Origin of the sequence: Angelakisella massiliensis (assembly GCF_900104675.1) — a bacterium.
Classification (GTDB): Bacteria; Bacillota; Clostridia; order Oscillospirales; family Ruminococcaceae; genus Angelakisella; species Angelakisella massiliensis.
In genome coordinates this window covers 360,438-385,271 of sequence record NZ_LT629944.1, presented here as the reverse complement: position 1 = coordinate 385,271, position 24,834 = coordinate 360,438, and the positions used below count along the sequence as shown (strand labels likewise).

Sequence of the window (24,834 nt, the reverse complement as noted above, 5' to 3'; positions counted from 1 at the left end):
GGGATTGGATGAAAACAGTCCTTTCCCAAAAACTCCTGCTAAAACTGATACGGCTGGGTCTTTCCACAAGGAAAGACCCAGCCGTCAGACTGTAAAAAAAGCCTGTTTGAAAGAGTAAACAAAATTCAAAATCATAAAAATCAGGACATGCGCCTGATTTTTATACCCCGACCCGCGCCCACTGGGGCGCGAAACCGGGGGTATCGCCGCTGGTTTCGTCAGGAACCAGGCGGCGTATCCAGGGGGTATGGGATACCCCCTGGAAGCGTGTCGAACTTTTTCGACACGCTCACGGCTGGGTCTTTCCACAAGGAAAAACCCAGCCGTATTTACTTGCCTTTTAAGGTCAGCGGACCTCGTTGAGACTTTTAAGGACAGTATGGTGAATGGGAGCCCACTGAACCTTTCTCACCAGGGCCACCAGAGAGATGGGGATATAGGTAAAAATGAAGATGGGAAAAGTGAACAGGAAAACGACTTTACGAAAAGCCGAGGCACGGATTTTCTTCCATTCGGTGATGAGGGTGGCAGTACCGAAAAGCATCAGCGCCAGATAGATATTGACCACTGCGAAAACAATGGCGCGGCCAGTGGCACGAACCAGACGGGCAGTGATGAAGCTGGGTTCAATGAGAGCGGAGATCAGAAGGAAGGCATTGATGAGGATGCCAAGTACTGTTACCAGGGTAGCGGGAGCGATGGTCATCAGCATATCGTAGCAGGAAAAAGCTTTTTTGCCCCCTGCAACCACTGCTTGCAGCAGCGCGCCGCCATAGTGACGGGTCACCTGATAAAAGCCTTTGGACCAGCGCAGCCGCTGATGCCAGGATTGACCGAAGGTAGTGGGCTGCTCATCGTAGATGATGGCGGTATCGCAGTAGCCAATAGTCTCACCTTTGAGGGCGCATTCCACTGAGAACTGGATATCCTCGGTGAGCAGATGCCACTGCCAACCCTGATTCAACAGGGAAGCGGCAACCATGAAGCCTGTGCCGGAAACCGCGCAGCTGTTGCCCAGCAGCATCCGGGGAGCGTTGAGGAACCGGGCTTCCCGCAAAAACCACAGGGAATAGCCGGCGGTAATCCAGTTGGCCCCATAGTTTTTGGAATTGCGGTAGCAGGTGGCTGCTTTGTAGCCGCAGTCATACAAACGGTTCATTTCCCGGACGAAGTTTTCATCCACCAGGTTGTCGGCGTCAAAAATAAAGAAAGCCTCGTAGCCGGCATCGTGATGATAAGCATGGATCTTTCTGAACAGTTCGTCCAGCGCATATCCCTTGCCCACCAGGGATTTGTTCTGCCGTTCGTAGACGATGGCCCCAGCCTGACGGGAAACGGCCGCTGTGTCATCAGTGCAGTTGTCCGCTATAACAAAAATGTCCAGAAGTTCTTGGGGATAGTTCTGTCCCCGCAGGCTGCGGATCAGCTCACCGATCACAGCGCTTTCGTTGCGTGCGGCAATGATGGCCGCGTATTTGTGATTTTTCTGGGCTTTGGCAGGAAGAGGGTTCTTCCGCCGACGGGCGGTGAGAGAAACAAAGAGATAGTACAATTGATACAAATAGATGACAGTCAGCAGGATAAAGATCCCCTGATTGAAATCATTGACAAATTGCAGCATGATGTCCTCCGTTTAATTTCTACTGAATTCGTGAAAATTTGCAGGAATTTGTGGTTCGTAATGCAGAACACGAAGATATAGAATAATGTTTTCTGAGATTGCTTTCAAGACTTTTTCCTGGAATTTTCCTCAGGTAAATAAATTTTCCTGCTGATGTACAAAAAACACATTTTTTATCATTAATTTTTGGGTAGTATTTTGGAATCTTTATGGATAAATCAGGAATTAATTGGATTTGCACCAAAAACAGATGCTGCAATTCAATTTATTGAAAACTGGTCAAAGTGGTAAAATGGAAAAAAATATGGGTAAAATGACAGCATACAGACTGGCAAAAGCAAAGAAAGAGAGGCTCATAAAAAATGAAAATGCATGAGAAACGAAAAAAGCTGCATTTTCGCAGCAAAACCATATTTGAAAGGATCACAGGCTTTTTTGTTGACCTTTTGAATTCGATTCCTTATAATACTATTATGTATGCCCAATATTTCATGCCGGAGGTTTTGTAAACTCAGGGCGTGTGATAAGGAGTGTCAAAGTGGAGCCGCAGAAAACATCCTTTCGCTATAAGGAACAACATAAACGTACACTGATGTTTTTACTCTCTTTGTTAATATGGGGTCTGCTGACCGGCAGCTTTGCTCTGGTATGGTACCGATATTACAGCGGAGTGATCCAGCTGCCCTTTTTCCGCAGGGGCAACTGGATGGTCGTCGGTGTATATGGCGCATTGTCTTTTTGTATTACCAAACTGTACGGAGGTTACCGCATCGGATATTTGAAGCGGGGAGATGTGATCTTTTCCTCCGTGATGTCCACGCTGTTTGTCAACGTCATTACCTATTGTCAAATCAGCCTCATCGGGCGTCGCTTTATGAGTCCCATGCCTGTGGTGTGGATGACGGCAGCCCACATTTTATTTATTTGCACTTGGGGTGTATTGGGCCACAAATTTTATCAGTATATTTATCCCCCCCACAGGATGCTGCTGATTTCCGGCAGCCAGTATTCCCAAAGCCTGATTGAAAAAATTTCCACCCGGTCTGAGAAATATCAGATTTGTGAGATCGTGGACATCAAGGAAGGGATGGAGCGGATCTGTTCCAGAATTTTGGATTATGAGGCGGTGGTCATCAGTGATGTCAAAGCGGAATACCGCAATAAGCTGCTGAAATTCTGCTTCCTCCATTCAGTGCGCACCTATGTGACCCCCAAGATCTCCGATACCATCATCCGGGGTGCGGACAGTATTCATCTGTTTGATACGCCTTTGCTGCTGTGCCGCAACATGGGCATTACAGCAGAACAACGTCTGGCGAAGCGTATGCTGGACATTGTTGTGTCTGCGGCGGCGCTGCTGATCGCGTCCCCCTTTATGGCGCTGACAGCGCTGGCCATCAAGCTCTATGACGGGGGTCCTGTGATCTACAAACAGAAACGTCTGACCCTTGATGGCAAAGTGTTTGAGATCTATAAGTTCCGCAGTATGGTTGTGGACGCGGAGAAAGAAACAGGCGCCCGTCTGGCGCAGGAGCATGACTCCAGAATTACCCCGGTGGGACGGATTATCCGGAAAATACGTTTTGATGAGCTGCCCCAGCTGTTCAACATTTTCCGGGGAGATATGAGCGTGGTGGGCCCCCGGCCGGAACGCCCCGAAATAGCACAGGAGTATCGTGAAACCATGCCGGAGTTTGACTTCCGGCTGAAGGTGAAGGCGGGACTGACAGGGTATGCTCAGGTGATGGGCAAGTACAATACCACTCCTTATGATAAGCTGAAGCTGGATTTGATGTATATTGAGAATTACAGTATTCTGTTGGATATCAAGCTGATTCTCATGACCATCAAGGTGCTGCTGATCCCCAGCAGTACCGAAGGTGTAGGGAAAGATCAGACAACGGCCCAGGCAAAATATATGCAGAAAAAAAATCCTCAGCAGCACCCGCCGAAATGATTCCGGCGACCTGTACGGGCCCTGTCCGATCAAGGACGGGGCTCTTTTTGGAAAAAGTGAAATATTTCTTTTTTTTCACAAAATGCTCACATTACATTTCTATACTGGGACTGTCAGATCAAACCGGGGAGGAAAAGACATGAATAATAAAATTCTCATTGCAGAGGATGAGGCCAATATCCGCCGCCTGGTAGCGCACTATCTGCTCCAGGAGGGATTTGAGATCGTGGAGGCCGCAAATGGCCGTCAGGCGCTGGAGCTGTTTGAAAACACCCATGATCTGGCACTGGCGATCCTGGATGTGATGATGCCGGAGATGGATGGCTACGAGGTTTGCCGCAGAATCCGTGCCAATTCTGATCTGCCGGTGCTGATTCTCACCGCCAGGGACACTGAGAGCGATGAGGTGGCTGGTTTTCGCTGCGGAGCGGACGAATATATCTCCAAGCCCTTCAGCCCCGCTATCTTGGTGACACGGGTGAAAAACCTGCTGCGGCGTACACAGCAGGGAGATCACAGCGATTTGGAAGCGGATGGTATCCGTGTGCTGTACCGGGAACGTACCGTACTGGCAGACGGAAAGCGGGTCATTATGACCCCCAAGGAATTCGATCTGCTGTGTTATCTGATGCGCAACAAGAACATTGTCCTCAGCCGGGAACAGATCATCAACCGCATTTGGGATATGGATTACAGCGGAGATGACCGGACGGTGGACACCCACATCAAGTGCCTGCGGGCGAAGCTGGGCGCCCAGGGAAAGCATATCGTCACCATCAGAAAGGTGGGCTATAAGTTTGAACAGTACCTCTAAGCGGTTTTGGGGAGGAATCCGGCGGCGTTTGTTCGCGGTGATTCTTATTATCCTGCTGCTGAATATCCTGCTGCTGGTCGTATTGGGCTCCGGCCTGTTTCGCCGTTTTTATGAGAACAGTAAGGTCAGGGAACTCAACGAGACCGCCGACGCCGTGCAGGAAAAATATAATCAGGGCGACCAGCAATCATGGGAGGAACTGTACGAAGATATCTTCTCCATTGAAAACCGAAATGTGGTAGTTTCTATTTTTTCCGTGGGTGAGGATGGAGAACCATCTGTTCTGTATCACTCCAAAATGAGGAATATCGCCATGCTTGACAAGGGGGATGATTTTGTCCCTCCCCAGGATAATGGGGAAGATCAGTCGGACCAACAGCAGGAGCCTCCCCCAAAAGAAGAGAATCCTGCAGGCAAGGACGACCAGGATGGGGGACAGAACAAGGGAAACAATCAGTTTTTTCCACCTCCCGAGCTGTCCTTCCGAAGCTATATTGGCCGGGATATCCTGGATAATCTTCCTCAGTCGGGTGAGCGCCTGATCAATACCATACAGTGGAAAGATCAGGACCGGGGTGGAAGGATCGTATTGGTCAGCGGTTTGGATGAGAATTTATATCTTTTCATAGAAACGCCTACCGAGTATATTCAATCTGTGGCGGATATGGCGGTGCAATATTCCGCCGCGCTGTCCATAGGTATCCTGCTGTTGGGCGCGGTGGGGATCTATTATGTGGCGGGACGGTTTACACGCCCCATCCGTGAGATCGAAACAGTGGCCAATCAAATATCCAATATGGATTTTTCCAGAACCTGTCCTGAAACAGGAGGAGATGAGCTGACCGCGCTGTCGGTGAGCATCAATAATATGTCCCGGCAGCTTCAGGAAAACATTGGGCGGATGATGGAAGCCAATCGGGTGCTTCAGCAGGACCTGGAACGGCAGCAGGAAACAGATCGGATGCGCCGGCAATTCATGTCCGATGTTTCCCATGATTTTAAAACCCCCCTGACCCTGATCGTCAGTTACGCAGAGGCCATCCGCGGCTGTCAGGATCGGGAGCAGCTGGAAGAATATTGCAGGATCATTCAGGATGAGGGCAACCGCCTGTCTCAGATGGTGGGACGGCTGCTTCGCTTGTCCCGTTTGGAAAGCGGAATGGATAAGCTGGAGCCTTCGGTTTTCTGCCTCAATGATGTGCTTGATGATGCTGTAAAAACCTATCGGCTGCCGCTGGAACAAAAAAATATGACCGTCACCCGCGACTATGGCGGAGAAAGCGTGGTGCAGGCGGATTATCAGAAGATTCGTCAAGTGGTGTCCAATTTGGTGGAAAACGCCATCAAATATGGTGCGGAAGGAGGCGAGGTGCGCATTTCCGTCCATCCTATGGGGGACCGCTGCCGGGTGGAGGTATGGAACAATGGTTCTCATATTTCACAGGAAGCACTGCCGCGGATATTTGACAGCTTTTATCGGGGGGACAAGGCACGGGACCGCAGCAGCCAGAGCTATGGTTTGGGCCTGGCCATTGTGAAAACCATTATGGAGCTTCATGGAGAACAGTATGGAGTGGAAAATATATCAGACGGTGTGAGCTTTTGGTTTTGCCTGCCAGTGGTGGAACTGGAAGACTGATGAGAAAGCGTATTGGAAAACGCCGCCTGGAAAAAGGCGGGGCAGGTGGTCCGGTGGGACTGTCCTGCCCCGCTTTTTGCAGTATAGACGCAAAGGCCGCCCAAACAGAGATTTGGACGGCCTTTCTGCTTTGTGGTGGCTCAGAAAGATGGCTGCAGAAAGGAGAAAAGGAACCATCTTTCAGGTTAAAGTGCAGTTTATGTCGTTTCTCTTTTCAGCGAGAAGCGGCGGGGCTGATAAAACAGGTGGATCAAGAGCAGTCTGCCATTGAGCAAAGCCGATGTTTGCCGGGGCTGGAAAAAGATGATACAAAGCTGTTTTAAAAAGATTGTGAAAAGGCTTCCGTTACAGCCCATAAGGCAGCAGCACTTTATTTAAAGCCGGAAAATCCTCGTTGATTCTGGCTTGAGGCTATTTATATTTTTTGCAAGGGAATTCAGGAAATTGTTCATAAAGTCCCTCTTTTTAATCACATTCTGAACACAAAGGCGCTTTATTCTATAGCAGAACTCAAACACAGCCGGAAAGAAACGAGGTATAACGACATGGAACAAAATAACCTGTCCACCAATCAGCAGCAGGAAACGTTGATGGAACGTCCTGTTCCCGCCGGTTTCTGGCGGCGCAACAGAAAAAGAATAGCCGCCGGCGTTGTGGCGCTGGCTGTTGTGGGCAGTGTCGCCTACTTTTATCCAGCCTCCGCCCAGGAGGAGGAGACTCAGGCGGTATATAAGGAAACTCCGGTAACACGGGGAGACATCACCGCCGGTATCTCGGAAACAGGAAACGCAAGCCTGGAAGCCATCGAGGTTACTTATGACGATTATTCCACCGGCAGCAGCGACGACGAAAGCAATGTCAAAACTTTGGTGGAAGAGGTTTACGTCAAAGCCGGCCAGCGGGTGGAGGTGGGGGACCCCATCGCCAAGCTGTCCACCGAGGATATTGAAGAAGAGCTGGAGGATCTGCAGCAAAGCTACAAGGAAGCGGAACTGGCGCTGGAGCAGGCCAAGCTGGATCAGCAGTCCGGAGAGATCGAGGCCCAGACCACACTGGAAACACGCCTCAACGATGCGGAAAACGCGGAACTTAATTACGAGCTGGCTCTGGAAGAAAGCGATGGCAACGTCTATAACCTCAAACAGTCCATGCTGGATGCCGAAGATCAGGTGGATGAACTGGAGGCAGAGCTGGAAGAACTGAAGGATATGGGCGATGAGTACCGGGAAGACATCAGCAATCTGCAGCAGGCCATTTCCGACGCCCAGGCCGCGGGAGAGGATACCACAGCTCTTGAAGAGGAGCTGGCAGCCCTGGAAGAGGAATATCAGGATTATAAGGATAACCTGTCTGATAACCAGAGAGATCTGGAAAAACGGATCGCCAGTGCCAAAAGCACCCGGGACAGTGCTCAGCTGAAATATGAGATTGCCGTTAACGGTATGTCTCTGGATCAGTATAACGCGCAGGTGGAAATGGAGACAGCACTGGGGTATGAGGAAACTGTCCAGACCCTTTACGAAATCGAGATCGCCCGGCTGGCAAATACGGTGGCCAGTAAAGAGCTGGCACTGGAAAAGCTGGCAGACCAGATCGAGGACCTGGAGGCCTATCTCACGGACGGTCAGGTGAAGGCGACTTATGCCGGTTTGGTGATGAACGTCAATGTGGTGGCTGGAGATAAGGTTTCCGCCAACGATACACTGGCAACCATCGCCAATGAGGAGAATGTCTACATAGGACTGGCGATTGATCAGGAGGACATCGGAGATATCACCCTGGGCAAGGAAGCAAATGTTTACTTCGATGCTTATCCCGATGAAAAATTTACAGGCGTGGTGGACAGTATGTCCGTTACCCCCGCCATGAGCGCCTCTTCCACTATCAGTTACAATATTCAGGTAAAGCTGTCCGGAGATACCAACAAGCTGTATCAGGGCATGACCGGAACCGTTACCTTTATTACCAAGGAAGTTCAGGACGTCATTATGGTTTCCAACCGGGCGGTATTTACTGAAAACGGAAAATCCTATGTAAAAATCAAAAACGACGACGGCAGCATTTCCACAGTGGAAGTGGAAACAGGCTTCTCCAACGGCAACATGGTGGAGATCATCAGCGGCCTGGAGGAGGGTCAGACAGCCCTGATTGAGAGCAAGGTGAACAGCTGATGAGATTAGGGGAAATTTTTCGCCTGGTCTGGATCAACATTCTGGGCAACAAGTTCAAAATGATGCTCACCTCTCTGGGAATCATTGTGGGTGCGGCTACCATCGTGATGGTCATTGCCATCGGCCGGGGCGGTCAGATGGATGTGGAAGATCAGTTCAAGAACCTTTCCGCGGGCGCCATTGATATCAGTTATAACAACAGCAGCAGTGGCAGCAGCGGAGGAGGCATGATGCCGATGATGCCCGGCGGCGGAGCCAGAGGAGTCGCCAGAGGGGGCGGTGCAGCCAGAGGAGGCATGATGCCCAGCTTTGGTGTCAACCGAAATATTACCCTCTCCAAAGATGATGTGGAAGAATTGGAGCTGTTTGTCCCTGATATTACCGCCGTCTCCATTTCCGCTACCGCCAAGAAGGGAGTTACCGGCGGCGACCTGGAGGAAGAGACCCAGTATACCATTGCCGGTGTAACAGAATCTTATCAGGAAGTAAGCAACCTTACCATGGCCATTGGAGAATTTATTACCGAAGAAAATGATACCAACCAGGATAAGGTGTGCGTTTTGGGCAGCTCTATCGCTGAGGAGATTTTCGGCAGCGCAATGGAGGCCTTTGACAGCATCATTTATATTGACGGACGTTCCTACACTGTTTATGGCGTTTTGGAGCGGATGGGTACCGTTTCCTCTGGTATCAGCCCTGATGAGGCCATTTTTGTGCCCTATGATACGGCTGAAAAGTACATCATGGGCCGGGATATTTCTCCTCAGATCACTGTAGTGGCAGAAGATGTCAACGAGGTCCCTGAGGTCATTGAGAACATCAAGATCGTTCTGGATCAGAACTACACCAACGCCAACTTCACCATCACTGATGCGGGAAGCAAAATGGAGGCGGCCACCTCCTCCGCCGACACCCTGGCAATGCTGCTGGTGGCAGTGGCCAGTATCGTCTTTATCGTCGGCGGTATTGGTATTATGAACGTGCTGTTTGTATCGGTTCAGGAGCGTACCCGGGAGATTGGTATCCTCAAGGCTCTGGGAGCTTCCAAACGGGATATTCTGCTGGAATTCCTGGCGGAAGCCTTCCTCATCAGCGCCTTTGGCGGCGTGGTGGGAATTGGACTGAGCATGGCTCTGATGCCTCTGATGTCCTACACCGGTATGCGTGTGGAGCCCAGCCTTACCGGTTATGTGCTGGCACTGCTGTTTGCAGTGGTCACCGGAACGGTATTCGGCTTCTATCCCGCCCGGAAGGCTGCGGCGCTGGTGCCCATCGAGGCGCTCAACATGGAGTAAGGAGGAAACGGTGTGAAAAACAAAACGCTGGCCCTGCTGACGGCAGCACTGATGCTGCTGTCCGGCTGCGGCGAGGAAGCATCCTCCTCCGGTGTAGTGATTCCTGAAGTAACGGAGGGACAGACCGTCACCTATGGTAAAGTGACTAATATAGCAGGCAACGACCTGACATTGGCTGTAGGCACATTGCAGGAGGGACAAAGGGGCGGTATGGCCCCCGGCGCCAGTGGCCTTTCGGAACAAGAGACCAGTGGACAGGAAAATATGTCAGCGCCTTCAGGGCAGGAAGCGATGGAAGGACCCGGCAGAGCTGCGATGGCCGAAGGTATGCCATCCGCCCCCATGGAAGGAGGAGCTGCCGGTGACTTTGCCGGAGAAGCCATGATGATGCCCGGAAGCGGGGAGGACAGCGCCATGGCAGCCCCCCAGCCGTCGGTCAGCCTGGAACTGACCGGTGAAGAGGAGACCATCCGGGTCCCTGTGGGTGTAGCGGTATATGCCGCTATGGGTACCAGAAACATCTCCACCGATTTTACTCAGATTTCCGTGGATAATATCGTTCAGGTGGTTTGGGATACCAATGAAGAAGGCCAGTATATCGCCTGGCTCCAGGTTTTGTCTTGAGTAAGGAGGAACAGCAATGAAGATGCTCAAACAAAAAACAAACGGGGGAAAGGTTCCCCTCACCGTTCCTACAGACCATATGATACAGGTGCGGGATCTGTGTAAATCTTATCCCATGGGTACAGAGCGGCTCCAGGTCCTCAAGCATATTGACCTGACGGTGGATCAGGGGGATTTTGTAGCCATTCTGGGTCCGTCCGGTTCCGGTAAATCTACGCTGATGAACATTCTGGGCTGTATGGATACCTGTGAAAGCGGAGAATATTACCTTCATGGTCATCCCGTTCATCTGTGCGGGGATAAAGAGCTTACAGATATCCGCAACCGTGAGATCGGCTTTATTTTTCAGAAATATCAGCTTATCCCTAAGTACACTGTTCTGCAGAACATTGCGATGCCTCTGCTGGTGCGGGGAATGGAGCATCATCAGGCGGAACAGGCTTGTCTGGAGACCATCCGGATGCTGGGTTTGGGAGAACGTATGAGCCACAAGCCGTCGGAGCTGTCCGGCGGACAGCAGCAGCGTGTAGCCATTGCCCGGGCCCTGGTGGGGAAGCCCGCCATCCTTCTGGCCGACGAGCCCACCGGCGCTTTGGACCGCAATACCGGTTTGGAGGTGCTGGAGCTGTTCCGGCAGCTGAACGAAATGGGCAATACCATTATCATGATTACCCACGATCTGTCGGTGGCTACTCACGCCCGCCGCGTGGTGAGAATAATTGATGGAGAGCTGTTTTTGGGAGAAGAAGAATCCAAACAGCTTCCTGCATAATCGCCAGAAAAATAAAAAAGATCCCGAGACTTTGAGAAGAAGCCGGGATCTTTTTGCGTGAAAAGAAAAACAGGAAATAAATAAAAACATTGATTTTGGCCCTCAGCTTCAGAAACAAAGCTGAGGGCCAAAACTGTTCAGCGCTTATCAGGACATTTGCCACAAAGGGCCATGAATCACCATGGGAGCATTTCGCTTTGGCACAATGATACCCTGGCAGGCAGCGCCGTTTTTCAGTTTGAAACCCAGTATCTTTTCCCCGATGAAGTCAGCTGTTCCAATAGTTTTTCAGACAGTTCACCGCTTCCTCGTAACCTTGGAAGCCCATGCCGTAGTAGCTGTGGATGCACCCCAGGGAGATGTAGGAAGTATGGCGAAATTCCTCCCGCTCATAAATGTTGGACAGATGGACCTCCACCGTGGGAATCTGCACCGCCTTTACCGCGTCCAACAGAGCGATGCTGGTGTGGGTGTAGGCGCCGGGATTGATGATGATACCGTCCATCTGGTCGTAATAGGCCCCCTGGATGGCGTCCACCAGGTCTCCCTCATGGTTGGACTGGTAGAATTTCACCTCGATGCCTTCCCTGGCGCAGATCTGCCGGATATATTCCAGCAGGTCCTCATAGGTCTGGGCTCCGTAAATCTTCTTTTCCCGGATGCCCAGCATATTGAGGTTGGGTCCGTGGATGACCAGCAGTTTCATTTCTCCCACTCCTTTATAATGGCGGCGGCGGTATCGGCCACCTCGCCTGTATTGTCCACCGACAGCTGTGCCCACCGTTCATACACCGGCAGCCGCTCCTGGTACATTTCCCGCAGCCGCTCCAGCCCCGTGGACAGAGGACGTCCTTCCCGGGCCAGCAGCTCCACCGGCCTTCGCAGAAATACCAGCAGACCGTTTTGGGCAAGGGCTCTGCCGTTTTCCTCACGCAGCAGCCCTCCTCCGCCAATGGCGATGACCGCTCCGGTGTGGCTGCCCGCTTCCCCGATGGCTTCAGTTTCCCGGCGGCGGAAGCCTTCCTCCCCTTCCTCGCCGAAAATCTCAGGGATGGAGCGCCCCGCCTTCTGTTCCACCATCTGGTCGGTATCCACCAGAGGACGGCCCAGCTGCCGGGCCAAAAACTGCCCCACGGCAGTCTTGCCGCAGCCGGGCATCCCCACCAGCACAATGTTTCGCCGCTGCCGCTCCAGCTGCCGGAAGGCGGCCTCGCATTTCTCCCAGGGGATGGCCTTGCCGGTGAACAGCTCCGCCGCCCGCCACGCCTGGGCCGCCAGCATCAGCAGTCCTCCGGCGCAGGGAAGCCCCAATTCCTCAGCTCGGAGGATGAAGGCGGTTTTCAGAGGATTGTACACCACATCCAGCACACCGGCGCACCGGGGAAAATCCCCTGGGTCCACCAGCAGCTCTCCATTGTGGGGGTACATTCCCACAGGAGTTGTGTTCACCAGAATCTCAGCGTCCTGGTGGCCTTTTAAGTCCTCATAGGTGACCGGCCCCTTTCGGGAAACCACCATCACCTGGCTGGCTCCCCGGTCCTCTGCCACCGTCCGGACAGTACGACTGGTGCCGCCGCTGCCCAGAATCACCACCTTGCGCCCCTTGAAATCGATCCCCGCCCGGTCAGCCAGGGCGGCAAAGCCATCATAATCGGTATTTTCTCCGTAGAGGGAACCGTCCGGCATTGGAATCAAGGTATTGACACTGCCGATGCGCCTTGCCCGGTGGGAAAGCTCCCCACAGTAGGGAATGACCGTCTGCTTATAAGGAATGGTGACATTCAGACCAGCAAACTGTCTCCCTTCCAGAAACGCCGGAAGCTCCTCCGCCGTCAGGGGCCAAAGGCGATAGGAATAATCCCCCAGCATCCCGTGGAGCTGGGGAGAAAAACTGTGTCCCAGGCTGCCGCCAATGAGACCGCAGGGCCGCTGTTCCATGGCCGCCCCCTCCTTTCCTTATTACTGCTCCAGATAGCTGCCCAAATAGGTGAACCGCTCCAGCTCCTCATCCAATTGGGCTACCAGCTCCACCGTCTCCGGGGCGTAGATGGAAGCGTCAATATCAAAATAGAACATAAACTCAAAATCCTTGCCGGGAATGGGACGGCTCTCCAGTTTGGTCAGGTTCAGATCCAGGCTGGCAAACTTGGAGATGATCTGATAAAGGGAACCGGGTTTGTGAGGGATGGAAAGCATCATGCTGGTTTTGTTGGCGCCGGGGTAGATCTCCAGTTCCTTGGAAATGCAGATAAACCGGGTGTAGTTGTTGGCATTGTCTTGGATACCGTCCTCCAGTACAGTCAGGCCGTACAGCGCCCCGCAGTCCCGGGAGGAGATGGCCGCCACATCACGGCGCTCCGACTGAGCTACCATTCGGGCGGCAGCGGCGGTATTTTCGCAGACATGGACCTTGATGGAGGGGTGGTCCTTGAGGAAGTGGCCGCACTGCTGGATGGCCTGCTCATGGGAGTAAACCTCGGTGATTTCCCCCAGTGTGACCCCAGGATGGGCCAGAAGGGTGTGCTCCACCCGAAGGCGCACGCCTCTGGCAATATGGAAGCGATAGCGGTTCATCAGGTCGTATACCTGGTTGACCGAACCGGCGGTGCTGTTCTCAATAGGCAGCACGCCATAGCGGCACAGCCCCTTATCCACCGCCTGGAATACCCCTTCCCAGGTGCGGAAATAGGTGATGGATGCCTGACGAAACAGCTTGTCACAGGCGATCTGGGAATAGGCTCCCTCCACCCCCTGGCAGGCCACAGTGGCGCTCACTGGAAACTGTTGGGGAGTGCGCTCCAGAGCTTCCTTGATCTTATCCGGCAGAGGGGAGTTTCGGCTGTTCTTACCACTCTGATAGCTGCGGCTCAGATCCATCAGGGTGTTGTACAGCACCCTGGTATAGGTGGCCATTTCCTCTCCCGCCTGGGCGGTTCGGCTGGCGATCACTTGCCGCTCCCGCTCCCGATCCAGTACCGGCAGGCCATGCTCCCGCTTATAGGCGGCTACCTGCTGGGCCACCTGCATCCGCTCCACAAACAGGTCCGTCAGCTGACGGTCAATCCGGTCGATCTGCTCTCTTGCTTCTTTCAGTTCCATCTTTTATTCCATCTCCATTTGTTTGGTTTGATTGTATCCATATTTTCCCGGGAAGTGGGGACGCATCCCCACGGCTATTTTGTCCAGCGATATCTCAGGCGCTTCGCCTTTCTCAGCCCTCCAGCAGCAGATCCAGCAGCGTTACCGCCGCGGCTGCCTCCACGCAGGGTACCGCCCGGGGAACGATGCAGGGGTCATGTCTGCCCCGTACCCCCAATGTGGCTTCTGTGCCGGCGTACAGATCCACCGTCTGCTGCTCCTGGGCGATGGAGGGGGTGGGCTTGAAGGCCACACGGAAGATCACCGGCATTCCGGAGGTGATGCCCCCCAGGATTCCTCCGTGGTGGTTGGTGGAAGTGACCACCTGCTCTCCCTCCCAGAGGAAAGGATCGTTGTTCTGGGAGCCGCGGAGGAGCGCCGCTCCAAAGCCCTCCCCAAACTCCACTCCCTTCACGGCGGGGATAGCAAAAATGGCGGCGGCCAGACGGTTTTCCACTCCGTCAAACATGGGCTCACCCAGTCCCGCGGGCAGGCCGATGGCGGCACATTCCACCACCCCGCCCACAGAGTCCATCTGCTGGCGGGCCTTGTCGATGGCCTCCATCATCCGCTTGCCGGAGGCTTCGCACAGCACCGGGAAGGGACGGGACCCAGCCAGGGCCAGGTCCTCCGCCGACACCTTTACAGGATCATAGGAACGGTCGGAGATCCCGGCGATGGCAGCGATATGGGCGCCGATATAAATTCCCCGACGCTCCAGAATCTGCAGGGCTACGGCTCCCGCGAAGGAAAGGGGAGCGGTGAGACGGCCTGAAAACTGTCCCCCTCCCCGGATGTCGTTATACCCCTGATACCGTACCCAGGCGGTGTAATCGGCGTGGCCGGGACGGGGCTTCCGCCGCAGCTCCTCGTAGTCGGCGGAGCGGGCGTCACTGTTTGCAATCACGGCGCAAAGGGGAGCTCCGCAGGTTTTGCCGTCCACCAAACCGGACAGAATCTCGGGCCGGTCCTCCTCCTTCCGGGCGGTGGCCCAGGGTCCCTGTCCCGGAGCCCTGCGGCGGAGAAACTCCTGGACCCGCTCCAGGTCGATGGTCTCCCCCGCAGGCAGACCGTCCAGCACCACCCCCATCCCCTGGGAATGGGATTGGCCGAAGATGGATAATTCCAGTTTATGTCCTGTCATCAGCGACATAGGCGCTCCCTCCTAACTGGATATAGTCCCGGACAAAACCGGGATAGGATTTTTCCACCGCTTCCCCCTGACACACCGTCACAGGGCCCTCACTGACGGTGGCTGCCACCGCCATGGCCATCACCACCCGGTGGTCGTTGGCGCTGTGGACCCGACCTCCCCCCAGACGGGGCACGCCGGTAATCACCAGGCCGTCAGGCAGTTCCTCCACCTGTCCTCCCAAAGTGTTCAGGCAGGAGGCCATGACCGCCAGCCGGTCGCTCTCTTTGAGGCGCAGCCGGGCAGCTCCTGTAATGTGGGTGGTCCCCGGGGTCACCGCGGCCAGCACCGCCAGAATGGGCACCAAATCGGGGATGGCCGAAGCATCCACTTGCTGGGGAAGCAGCTTCCCCCGGGCAGCGGAAATCTTGCCGTCACCGGCGGAAAGGCTGCCTCCCCACTGTTTGAGCAGGGAGAGGATGGCCCGGTCTCCCTGGCCGGACTGGGACAGAAGGCCGGTCACCTCCACCGGACCGGTGAGGATTCCCGCCGTCAGCCAAAAGGCAGCGTTGGACCAGTCACCTTCCACTGCCACGGTCCCTGGGCTGTGGTAACGCTGATTTCCGGGAATCAGGTAACGGTCCCCCTCCCGCCGGGCGTGGACCCCAAAGGCGGCCATGGCATCCAGGGTCATCTGAATATAGCCCTGGGATTCCAGGGGAGAGGTAATGATAATTTCACTGTCACCCGGCAGCAGCGGCAGAGCCAGGAGCAGGCCGGTAAAATACTGGGAGCTGATGTTCCCCGGCAGCCGGTAACTTCCGGCTGTCAGCTGTCCCGTCAGATCCAAAGGCCAGCTTCCCGCCGGGGAAAGGGTGCAGCCATGGCTTTCCAGCTCCTCCCGAAGAGGGGACAGGGGACGCTCCGGCAGCCGTCCGCCCCCGGTAAAGCGGCCGCCGCATCCCAGCGCTCCGGCCACCGGCAGCAGAAACCGAAGGGTGGAGCCGCTTTCTCCACAGTCCAGCAGAGGCATGGTGGAAAGTCCCTCCGGCGGCAGCACTTCCAGGCCATTTGGTATCGTCCGGACTTGTGCGCCCAGCGCGGTCAGGCATCGGATGGTGGCGTCAATATCTTTGGACCGCTCACCCATGAGCAGCCTGGTGGAACGGTCCGCCAAAGCGGCGCAGATGAGCAGCCGGTGGGCGGCAGACTTGGAGGGAATAGCTTTCACCCTTCCGGTAAGGCGGGCAGGTTCAAAACACAGTTCCATCCCTTATCCCTCCATACCAGGCTGGAGGAAAGCCTCCAGCTCATCTACCGGCACTGGATGGAGTACACAACGTCCTTCCTCCATGGGAGCCACCAGGGTGATGCGGTTTCCGCCCCGTTTTTTGTCCGAGAGCATCCCTTCCACCAGCTCCTCCAGGGAATAGGGGCAGCGGGTGGGCAGGTGATACCGCTTCAGAAGCCACTCCAAACGGGGAGCGCAGTTGTCTTTGGAAAAGCCATTCTTCCAGCAGGCCCGGGCCATCACCGCCATTCCCATAGCGACAGCACTGCCATGGGTGATGGTATAACCACTGCGCTTTTCAATGGCATGGCCCACGGTATGACCAAAGTTCAGAAGCTGCCGGTCCCCGGTGTCCCGCTCATCCCGCTCTACCAGCATCCCCTTGAGGGCGACGCACCGGCGGATCACTTCCTCCATGGGGTCCTCATCTTGTCGCTGTTCCAGCAGCTCCAGCAGCTCCCGGTCCAGAATGGCCCCGTATTTGATCACCTCCGCCATACCGTCGGCAAAGGTCTCAGGCGTCAAGGTGGAAAGGGTATGGGTATCGCAGAGGACCCGCCGGGGCTGGCAGAAGGCCCCTGCCAGATTCTTTCCCGCTTCCAGGTCCACTCCGGTCTTTCCCCCAACAGAGGAATCCACTGCGGCCAACAAGGTGGTGGGCAGCTGCACCAGGGCAATGCCCCGGAGATAGGTGGCGGCGGCAAAGCCCGCCAGATCCCCGGTGACACCTCCCCCCAGTGCGGCCACGCAGTCGGCCCGGGTCAGCCGCTGCCGGGCAAGAAACTCCAGCAGCCGGCAATAGGTGGTCATGTTCTTGGAGCTTTCCCCCTCCGGGAAGGTAAAGCGGCTCACCTGAAGGCCCGCTTTTTCCAGAGAGGCGGCGGTCCGGTCACCATACAGCCGGTCCACCCGGTCGTCGCTCACCAAAGCCACCCTGCCGCCGGGGGCGAAGGGTGCGATTTCCTCGCCCGCTTTCTCCAGCAGTCCACCGCCGATACGCACCTCATAGGAGCGGGAGGAAAGTTTGACTGTCACCTGTTCCATGGTGCTTCTCCTCTCTCAGCCGTCCATCCGCTTGCCCACAATAGGCAGGATCTTCTGCACATCCTCCGACACCTGGGCGAAAGCATCCGGTGTCAGGGACTGGGCCCCGTCGCAGAGGGCATGGGTCGGGTCGTTGTGGACCTCGATCATCAGGCCGTCGGCTCCTGCGGCGGCGGCAGCCATGGCCATGGGGCGCACCAGGCGGGAAATACCAGTAGCGTGGCTGGGGTCCACCACCACCGGCAGGTGGCTCATCTCATGGAGCATTGCCACGGCGGACAAATCCAGTGTGTTGCGGGTGGCAGTCTCAAAAGTGCGGATCCCCCGCTCGCAAAGGATCACCTTCTGATTGCCCCCAGCCATGATGTACTCGGCGCTCATCAGCAGTTCCTGGAGGGTGTTGGCCAGACCCCGCTTGAGGAGGATCGGCTTATCCAGATGGCCCAGTTCCTTGAGCAGCTCGAAGTTCTGCATATTCCGGGCACCTACCTGAATCACGTCCACATCCTCAAACAGCGGAATATGAGAAGCCTCCATGATCTCGGTAACAATGGGCATACCGGTTGCCTTTTTTGCCTCCAGCAGCAGCTCCAGTCCATGAGCCCGCAGGCCCTGGAAGGCGTAAGGGGAGGTGCGGGGTTTGAAGGCGCCGCCCCGGAGAAGCTTGGCTCCTGCCTTCTGAACTTCGCGGGCCACAGTGATGATTTGTTCCTCACTCTCCACTGAACAGGGGCCGGCAATCAGCTGGAAATGGCCGCCGCCCAGCTTGATGCCGCCGATATCAATAACGGTATCGTCGGGATGGAATTTCCGGTTGGCGTTCTTGTAGGGCTCCTGGATGCGCTTGGCCGTTTCCACAATGTCCATGCTTTTGACCAGCTCAATATCCACTGCGGAAGTGTCTCCCACCAGACCCAGAATGGTCTGATACCGCCCCTCGCTCAGGTGGGTGTCTACTCCCAGGCCCTTGAGCCATCCGATGAGATTGTCCAGTTGCTTTTGGTCATATCCTTTTTTCAGTACCAGTACCATGTTATTTCCTCCTTCTTCCTTCCGGCCAGGCAATAAAAAGAGCCCCGCAGTGAGATTCACTGCGGGGCTTTACACTCTGCCTGTGATGGGGGCTTCCCCCGTTTTTCAGCAGCTTGCGCCTTTTGCAGCCAACCTCAAAGAACCCTTGCTAAAGTAAGCAAAGGTAAAAATAAAGGTAAAGTAATATTCAGCTGCAAAAGCGAACTTGTTCATAATCTGCTCCCAGAAGCCGGGCTAACCCCGGTTTTTATTAGGTGTATCATACCACAACACACTGCCGCTGTAAAGTGGGAAACAAAGAGACCAGGCTCTCTTTTTCCCTTTTTTACATTTTTATGATTGTTATAAATGATGATGTAGTATAAAACAAACAACAAACAGAGAAATCTTGCGTTGCTTTCTTCTCAGCCTTTTGGCCATGTAGGTTGGCGCATTTTGTTTGTATGAAAAGGGTGCCTTTGCTCCAAAAGGCGGCGCAAGAAAATACAAAAAAGAACAAGGTGAAATTTTGGTTTACAGATACCTCTTTGACCTTCTTTGCCTTCCATATCCGGGGCGGGGGATATTTCCGCCTGACAGAAGATGTAATTTATCCCCGCTGCCTTTACGGGGGCGTTAAAGATTCTGGTTCAATCCTTTCCGCTTCAAAAGCAGCTCCCGCAGCCTGCATCCCCGTTCATAGGCCATGGAGAGATATTCTTCCAGGGAGATTTCCTTGTAATCCGGCTTTCCGTTGATGGACACCTCCAGTGTGAGGGGCCCCTGGTAATCCACCTGATTGAGCTTGTCGGCAAACCAGGTCCAGTCGATGATCCCGTCAAAGGGCAGAAAGTGGCGGTCATCACGGTAATCAATATTTCCAGGCTGGGTGACGCCCAGATTGTCATGGATATGCAGGCATTTGAGCCGGGAGCCGAATTTAGCCATCATATCGATATGAGGGGTATAGCAGGCGTTGTGCCCGCAGTCCCAGCAGAAACCGTGAAAGGGATCGGTGATATGGGCCATCACCGCGTCGATATGGGGAAGAGGCTCCAGATTTTCAAAACAGATCTGTACATTCTGATCTTTTGCGTAGCCGCACAACTGAGAAAACAGGTTCAGACCCTCGTCGCTTACCGGGGGAGCTGTGTTGCCCACCGTGACGTGCATGATCAGCTTGTCCACGGCGATGCGGTGGCAGGCGTCGATGATCCCCTTTAAGTATCCCAGGTATTCCTTGCCCTGTTCTCCGGCTTCCCACAGGCGGTTGGCGTGGACAAATGGTCCGTGGACGGTTTCAAACTCCAGCCCCAGCTTTTGGGCGGTTTCAGCCCACTGGTCGATTTTTTCCTCCGGCGTACCGGAATAGGTGAGGAAAAACCCGGAAAAACCGGCGTTTTTGATCAGTTTCAGCTGTGTTTCAACGGGGACGTCGCTGCCGATGACCGTTGAGATATGGATCTTGTTCATGTGACCACTCCTTTAATAGATTAAGCTCATGACGATTCCCTGGGGATAATCACCGTATTTTTCTCCGAAAAGATTGATGCCGCCGATATGCTTCGCGTCGTCCTTGATCTGAATCTTCAGAGAAATATAGGGGGCGTGCTCCAGATGGAGATCAGCAATAGAAATATTGGGGTTGACCAGATCTTTGTCGATATATCCGCCGCTGTCGGTAATGGAAAAGGTTTTCAGCAGCCCGTACTGGGTTCTTCCGTTAGGCCAGGAGGAGGGAGTGTATTTGCCCCGCCGGTCTCCGAAATCTCCCGGGCAGAGGTAGGTGCCCAGCTCCTGGTCGTTGACGAAAATGGTGATATCCGATGGCCAGTCGTTCAGATAACCCGGAGCCTCGGAGCAGATTTCCATGCTGAAGGAAATTTCCGAAAGCGTCAGCATGGTGTTGATGAGATTCTGAAAACGATACTCGATATAGCCCTTCTGGAACCATAATAATTGGGCGCGGACACGATTTTTGGAATAGAAGGAGGCGGGGCTGTCGTAGGTGTCGATGACGCCGTTTTCATCGGCAAGACCGCAGGTGGGCTTGACGTCGCACTGGAAGTAGCTGCCGATGGGCATATCGATGCTGATGGTGTTGTTCTGGCAGTCCAGATCAGAATCAAAGGTTTCCAGCAGAAATTTCTGCATACTGCAGATACACACCCGCATCGATCCGTGGTTGCCCGGCTGTGTTTCTGTGATAATCAAATTGGCTTCCTGAAGACATTTGATGTGGACGGCGGTGGAGGAGATGGGAATTTGCAGGATGGCTGCGATTTCCTGGATGGAAAGAGCCTTGTTTTTCAAGAGATTGAGGATATTCAGACGTGTGGGGGAGGAGAGGGCTTTTCCGATGAGAGCGATCTGCTGGTGATGGGAGGGATTGCTGAGGTTCAGAGCAATGTTTCGTTCACCGATGATCTTGATGGGGGTCTTGCCACGGGCCATGAAAACACATCCTTTCCGATGATTCTTCTAATATTTTGAGATTTATTAAAAGAAACATCCATTATTTACTACATAAAATATATAATAAATATCTATTGTAGACAAAGGAGAACCAGCAAAAATAATAATATATACAAAAAATAAAAAACTAAAAAGGGGTTATTGACTATATTGTGAGAACAAACTATAATAAACATGAAAAAGATAACAAAAAAATTGTAGTAAAGGGAGGCGGTTTGGAGGCTTATTACTGTAAAAATATTGTAATAAAAAACACACGATAATGCAAGAGGAAGGAGAAAAAATCGTGAAAGGAAAAAGATTCAAAAAATTGGCCTTTGTAATGGCGCTGGTACTGGGGTTGTCAGTATTCAGCTACGGCTGCGGCGCCCAGAGTGAAGGCTCCTCCGCCGCCGGCTCTTCCAGCGGCGCCCAGTCTGAGGCGAGCACCTCGGCTCAGGAGGAAACCCCTGGGGACAGAACGGTCATCACCTTCATCAACGGTTTCACCGGGGGCGACGGCCCGTTCATGACCAAGATTGTGGATGGCTTCAATCAGTCCCAGGACAAATACTTTATTGAGCAGCTCCAGGACGCGGACCATTACACCAAATTCAAGTCCGACGATTTTGATATGCTCATCATCCATGCCGACTGGATTTCCACCTATCACGCCATGGGACTGCTGAGAGAAGTTTCCGACATTTATGAAATGGCGGGCCTCTCCTTTGAGGAGGACTTCCATCCCATCGTACAAACCTACGCCAAATATGATGACGGCGTCTTCGCTTTCCCCCTGGATCTGTACGCCGACACCTTCTTCTACAACAAAGCTCTCGCCGAGACGCCCCCCAAGACCTATGACGATCTGCTGGCGCTCAGAGACAAGCTGGATTCCCAGAACACCAACGTCTATCCCATCGGCATCCCGCTGACCGGCGACGAGCAGTGGGGCTGGATGCTGGCGCTGGGCCAGAACGGGGTCAACTGGGTGGAAGGCGAGCATATCAAACTGGACACCGAAGAGGCCTGCGACGCCTTTATGCAGGTACACGATCTGATCTACAAGGACCACATCAGCGCCGCCGGCCTGGGCGATCAGGACCACTACAATACCTTTGTCAGCGAAGTGACCGACGGTTCCTCCGTCAAGACTGCCGCCTGCATGTCCGGTCCCTGGAAGTACACCACCGCCCTGGAGATTCTGGGCGATGACCTGGGAGTTTCCACCCTGCCTCAGATCTACGGCGACACTCCGTGCGTGCCTGCCGGCGGACATACCTTCGGCGTTTCCGCCAAGGTGGATGAATCCAAGATCGAAGGCATCGCCGCGTTTATGAAATACGCCTATCAGCCTGAGGTGATGCTCAACTGGGCGGATTCCGGCCAAGCCCCCATCCATCTGGAGACCATGAAGCTGGTCCAGGAGAATCCGGACAAGTACCCTGTGGCCAATGTCAACTATGGCATTTTCGACGACGCCGTGATTCTTCCCGCCATCTACAACATCCGTGAGCAGGTCAAGTATGTAAACTCCACTGTATGGTCCCTGGTTGTCCAGACGGAAGACCTTTCAAGGGATGCGCTGATGGCAGAGCTCACAAAGGCCACCCAGATAGCGGAAGAATTGTCACAGCTGTGATGAGGCGGAAGATTTCTGTTGAAGAGAGCGGTGGTAAATGATGGGGCAGAAACAGCCGTACTGCCGGGACACATTTCTGCAATTGATTTCACTTTTGACCAACTTCAACTTGCTGTGCATGGTTTGTGTTCACTTCAAAACTGGAAGCGAGCCCTCCATTGCCTGCCAACTGGCAGTCGGAATAACAGGCCCTGACTGAGTTCTCAAACAGCGACAGAAGTCTGAAGGGTAAAAAGAAATGATTCCGCTTTGAATTGCGCCCCATTTGTTAGACAGTAGCTCATACTGAAAAACAGGTGGGGCGCTTGCCTATGCCTGAACCGCCGGGAGCCAGGGCGTTCGGCTGGGAAGAGCGGAGGGGAAACAAGATGTTTGTGACAAATTCTTCCGGATAGCCTTTTGCGGTCCAGGGGGAGGTTTTGGGAAAAATGTGCTGATGAGGCAACGGAAGAGGCAACTTCAATTTAGGTTAAAGGATGATGGAACATGAAGAAAAAAAGTACAGGGCTATTGTTTGTTTTGCCATTTATCGTTTTTTTCCTGTTGTTTTGGTTGGTTCCATTTGTATATGGAGTATTTATGAGCGTGAGCAAATACAGTCTGGTGGTAGGCAATCAAGGCTTTGTGGCATTGGATAACTACAAAAAAATATTGTTTGGTCCATCCATGTACCATGATTCCTTCTACCTGGGACTAAAAAATACCGTTCTTTTCACCATCTTCACCACACCATTTCTGGTGCTGGGCAGCCTGGGTCTGGCGCTGCTGCTGGATCGTCTTCCGGAAAAAGCAAAGGGCATCTTCAGAACGATTTACTTTGCGTCCTACTCTGTATCCGTTACAGCCGTAGCAGCGGTGTTTGTATGGCTGATGAAGGGAAACGGTGGGTACCTCAATAATTTTCTCCTCAAATTGGGCCTTATTGACAAAGCTATCCCCTGGGTGGAGCAGCAGCCCTATGTCTGGGTGGCGCTGACAGTGGCTACCGTATGGTGGACGATTGGTTATAACATGATGCTGTTCGTCAATGCCCTCAATGAAATTGATGTACAGCTATATGAAGCCTCCGCCATTGATGGAGCGCGTTATTGGCACCAGGTGAGATATATTATTCTGCCGGCTATTAAAAATGTCTTTTTCTTTGTTCTCATGACCACCATTATTGCCTCCTTCAACGTTTATGGACAGCCCCGTCTGATGACCAAAGGCGGACCTGGTGAAAGCACAAAACCCCTCATTATGATGATTACATCCACCATCATGGACAGAAATGACCTGGGAGTTGGCAGCGCTATGACCATTTTGATGGGCATCGTCATTGTATTGTGTTCCGTGGGGCAATACTATCTGACCAAGGAAAAAGAAGAGCTGAAATAGGAGAAGACGTCATGAATAAAAAGTATATCTCGAAAATTTTATTGGTGATGGTCGCGTGCATAATCGCGTATCTGTTTCTGCTGCCGCTGATGTTTATGGTGTTCACCAGCTTCAAGGGCACCGCGGAAGCAATCACCTCCACCTCTTTGCTCCCCCGGCAATGGACACTGGAAAATTATGTTGAGCTGTTTAAAAACACAGAAACGGCTCCCATTATGCAGTGGCTGTTCAATACATGTGTTGTGACCGTTGGAGGTACCGTTTTGCGCATCACCACCAGCGTTCTGGCAGCTTATGCCCTGGCGCGGCTGGAGGTTCCGGGGAAAAAGTTCATCATCATCGGATTGATCTGGGCAATGTCCATTCCCGAAATTGTAACCTTTTTCCCTCTCTTCTACATTTTCAAGGAGATTGGCGGACTCAATACATTTTGGCCCCTCATTTTGCCGTCAGGCTCAGGAGTAATGTGCATCTATCTCATCTACAACTTTTTGAAAGGCTTTCCCAAAGAGCTGGAAGAAGCTGGCCTTGTAGAAGGAGCAAATATTTTTCAGATTTTGTGGCATATTGTGCTGCCATCGGTAAAGCCCGTTGTCATCACCCAAGCGTTTATCACATTTTTGGGACTGTATAACAGCTACCTGTGGCCATCCCTCGTCATCAGCAGGAATGAAACCAGAACCATTACGCTGGGAATCGCCGCGCTGGTTCTGGGTGAAAATTATACGGATCCAGGTATGATGATGGCTTCCACCGTTGTTTCCGTAGTGCCTGTGATGATTATATTCATGTTTGCCAACAAATACATTGTAAAAGGTTTTACACAGTCTGGAATCAAATGATGAGGGAGAA

At 53.4% G+C, this 24,834-nt stretch carries 21 protein-coding genes; 11 read left to right on the top strand and 10 right to left on the bottom strand.

Translation table 11 applies throughout. The annotated features are described in order from the left end of the window. Window positions 1-346: 346 nt before the first annotated feature. Window positions 347-1,621, bottom strand: a complete 1,275-nt coding sequence (locus BQ5383_RS02325) for a glycosyltransferase family 2 protein (protein ID WP_071429162.1) — start codon at window positions 1,619-1,621, stop codon at window positions 347-349. 235 nt (window positions 1,622-1,856) lie between these two features. On the opposite strand from BQ5383_RS02325, the gene BQ5383_RS20980 reads away from it, so the two are divergent. The 8 genes from BQ5383_RS20980 (at window position 1,857) to BQ5383_RS02285 (ending at window position 10,893) form a co-directional block, all read left to right on the top strand. Then, window positions 1,857-1,997 carry a hypothetical protein gene (locus BQ5383_RS20980; protein ID WP_172724575.1) on the top strand — a complete coding sequence of 47 codons (141 nt, stop codon included), beginning with the start codon at window positions 1,857-1,859 and terminating at the stop codon, window positions 1,995-1,997. A 162-nt stretch (window positions 1,998-2,159) separates the two neighbouring features. After that, window positions 2,160-3,578 (top strand): sugar transferase, encoded by a 1,419-nt coding sequence (locus BQ5383_RS02320; RefSeq protein WP_235821920.1) that lies wholly within the window; start codon window positions 2,160-2,162, stop codon window positions 3,576-3,578. Between the two features lie 139 nt (window positions 3,579-3,717). Beyond that, window positions 3,718-4,392: a response regulator transcription factor gene (locus tag BQ5383_RS02315; protein ID WP_071429161.1), complete on the top strand. Its 675-nt coding sequence runs from the start codon at window positions 3,718-3,720 to the stop codon at window positions 4,390-4,392. Then, complete coding sequence (locus BQ5383_RS02310) at window positions 4,376-6,031, top strand: sensor histidine kinase (protein ID WP_071429160.1); 1,656 nt, start codon at window positions 4,376-4,378, stop codon at window positions 6,029-6,031. The genes BQ5383_RS02315 and BQ5383_RS02310 overlap by 17 nt, the downstream gene beginning before the upstream one ends. A 545-nt stretch (window positions 6,032-6,576) precedes the next feature. Continuing rightward, the gene (locus BQ5383_RS02300; protein WP_071429158.1) at window positions 6,577-8,202 is read left to right on the top strand and encodes an efflux RND transporter periplasmic adaptor subunit; all 1,626 of its coding nucleotides are present in this window, start codon (window positions 6,577-6,579) and stop codon (window positions 8,200-8,202) included. Beyond that, window positions 8,202-9,497 carry an ABC transporter permease gene (locus BQ5383_RS02295; protein WP_071429157.1) on the top strand — a complete coding sequence of 432 codons (1,296 nt, stop codon included), beginning with the start codon at window positions 8,202-8,204 and terminating at the stop codon, window positions 9,495-9,497. Before BQ5383_RS02300 ends, BQ5383_RS02295 begins: the two co-directional genes overlap by 1 nt. A gap of 12 nt (window positions 9,498-9,509) precedes the next feature. Further along, a complete protein-coding gene (locus BQ5383_RS02290) occupies window positions 9,510-10,121 on the top strand; it encodes a hypothetical protein (RefSeq protein WP_071429156.1) in 612 nt (203 codons plus the stop codon). Between the two features lie 16 nt (window positions 10,122-10,137). Then, window positions 10,138-10,893, top strand: coding sequence for an ABC transporter ATP-binding protein (locus tag BQ5383_RS02285; protein WP_338061398.1), 756 nt, complete (start codon window positions 10,138-10,140; stop codon window positions 10,891-10,893). A 268-nt stretch (window positions 10,894-11,161) separates the two neighbouring features. Here the strand turns inward: BQ5383_RS02285 and aroQ are convergent, their stop codons facing one another. The 9 genes from aroQ to BQ5383_RS02240 all read right to left on the bottom strand — a co-directional run bounded on the left by aroQ (window position 11,162) and on the right by BQ5383_RS02240 (window position 20,963). Further along, window positions 11,162-11,599, bottom strand: coding sequence for a type II 3-dehydroquinate dehydratase (gene aroQ / locus BQ5383_RS02280; protein WP_071429155.1), 438 nt, complete (start codon window positions 11,597-11,599; stop codon window positions 11,162-11,164). Beyond that, window positions 11,596-12,831: a shikimate kinase gene (locus BQ5383_RS02275; protein WP_071429154.1), complete on the bottom strand. Its 1,236-nt coding sequence runs from the start codon at window positions 12,829-12,831 to the stop codon at window positions 11,596-11,598. Before BQ5383_RS02275 ends, aroQ begins: the two co-directional genes overlap by 4 nt. A 21-nt stretch (window positions 12,832-12,852) precedes the next feature. Next, window positions 12,853-13,992 carry a bifunctional chorismate mutase/prephenate dehydratase gene (locus BQ5383_RS02270; protein WP_071429153.1) on the bottom strand — a complete coding sequence of 380 codons (1,140 nt, stop codon included), beginning with the start codon at window positions 13,990-13,992 and terminating at the stop codon, window positions 12,853-12,855. A 112-nt stretch (window positions 13,993-14,104) separates the two neighbouring features. Further along, complete coding sequence (gene aroC / locus BQ5383_RS02265; protein WP_071429891.1) at window positions 14,105-15,184, bottom strand: chorismate synthase; 1,080 nt, start codon at window positions 15,182-15,184, stop codon at window positions 14,105-14,107. Continuing rightward, complete coding sequence (gene aroA, locus BQ5383_RS02260) at window positions 15,162-16,433, bottom strand: 3-phosphoshikimate 1-carboxyvinyltransferase (RefSeq protein WP_071429152.1); 1,272 nt, start codon at window positions 16,431-16,433, stop codon at window positions 15,162-15,164. Before aroA ends, aroC begins: the two co-directional genes overlap by 23 nt. 3 nt (window positions 16,434-16,436) lie before the next feature. Then, window positions 16,437-17,498 (bottom strand): 3-dehydroquinate synthase, encoded by a 1,062-nt coding sequence (gene aroB, locus BQ5383_RS02255; protein WP_071429151.1) that lies wholly within the window; start codon window positions 17,496-17,498, stop codon window positions 16,437-16,439. A 15-nt stretch (window positions 17,499-17,513) separates the two neighbouring features. Continuing rightward, window positions 17,514-18,530, bottom strand: a complete 1,017-nt coding sequence (aroF, locus tag BQ5383_RS02250; protein ID WP_071429150.1) for a 3-deoxy-7-phosphoheptulonate synthase — start codon at window positions 18,528-18,530, stop codon at window positions 17,514-17,516. Between the two features lie 615 nt (window positions 18,531-19,145). Further along, window positions 19,146-19,982 carry a sugar phosphate isomerase/epimerase family protein gene (locus BQ5383_RS02245; protein ID WP_071429149.1) on the bottom strand — a complete coding sequence of 279 codons (837 nt, stop codon included), beginning with the start codon at window positions 19,980-19,982 and terminating at the stop codon, window positions 19,146-19,148. A gap of 12 nt (window positions 19,983-19,994) precedes the next feature. Continuing rightward, on the bottom strand, window positions 19,995-20,963 hold the full coding sequence (locus BQ5383_RS02240) for an ArsR/SmtB family transcription factor (RefSeq protein ID WP_071429148.1): 969 nt from the start codon (window positions 20,961-20,963) through the stop codon (window positions 19,995-19,997). 307 nt (window positions 20,964-21,270) lie between these two features. Between BQ5383_RS02240 and BQ5383_RS02235 the strand changes: the two genes are divergently transcribed. From BQ5383_RS02235 to BQ5383_RS02225, 3 genes are all read left to right on the top strand, one after another. Then, complete coding sequence (locus tag BQ5383_RS02235; protein WP_235821919.1) at window positions 21,271-22,605, top strand: extracellular solute-binding protein; 1,335 nt, start codon at window positions 21,271-21,273, stop codon at window positions 22,603-22,605. 579 nt (window positions 22,606-23,184) lie between these two features. Further along, window positions 23,185-23,982, top strand: coding sequence for a carbohydrate ABC transporter permease (locus BQ5383_RS02230; RefSeq protein ID WP_235821918.1), 798 nt, complete (start codon window positions 23,185-23,187; stop codon window positions 23,980-23,982). Further along, window positions 23,931-24,824, top strand: a complete 894-nt coding sequence (locus tag BQ5383_RS02225; RefSeq protein ID WP_235821917.1) for a carbohydrate ABC transporter permease — start codon at window positions 23,931-23,933, stop codon at window positions 24,822-24,824. Before BQ5383_RS02230 ends, BQ5383_RS02225 begins: the two co-directional genes overlap by 52 nt. Window positions 24,825-24,834: the final 10 nt, after the last annotated feature.